This is a genomic window from Ochrobactrum sp. SFR4, from assembly GCF_019730395.1.
Classification (GTDB): Bacteria; Pseudomonadota; Alphaproteobacteria; order Rhizobiales; family Rhizobiaceae; genus Pseudochrobactrum.
Genome location: NZ_JAAPBB010000200.1, coordinates 1 through 460, shown reverse-complemented (window position 1 = coordinate 460; position 460 = coordinate 1). Strand labels below are relative to the sequence as shown.

The window sequence follows — 460 nt, the reverse complement described above, 5'->3', positions numbered from 1 at the left end:
AGGTCAGGAGGGTCGGGACGACGAGTCCGACGCCCTTGCCGGATCGCGTCGGCGCAAAGCACAACACATGCTCCGGACCATCGTGGCGGATGTAGTCGCGGTCGAGCTTGCCGAGCACTACGCCATCCGGGCTGAGCAAACCCGCAGCCTTGATCTCCTGTGGGTTTGCCCATCGTGCCGAACCATAGGTCTCGATGTTCTTGGCTTCACGGGCACGCCATACCGACATGCCGATGGCGACAGCGATAGCGATGAAGCCGCCGGATGCTGCGATCATGCCACCTTTGGCGAAGATATCTGGGGCGTAGGCGTCGAAGAAGTACCACCACCAGAAGATGGCGGGCGGATAATAGAAGGGCATATCGCCGAACGCGAACCAGGGTGTCCCAAGCTGCGCCTGAAACCCGAGCTGCCAGGCAACATATTGTGTGGCTCCCCAGGTGGTGAACAGCACGATCAG

Annotated in this window: 1 protein-coding gene; it reads right to left on the bottom strand. The window is 60.9% G+C overall.

Features of this window, described 5'->3' with window-relative positions:
* Positions 1-460: type IV secretory system conjugative DNA transfer family protein (locus HBA93_RS18595; protein ID WP_221724288.1), on the bottom strand; the 460-nt coding region annotated here is incomplete at both ends.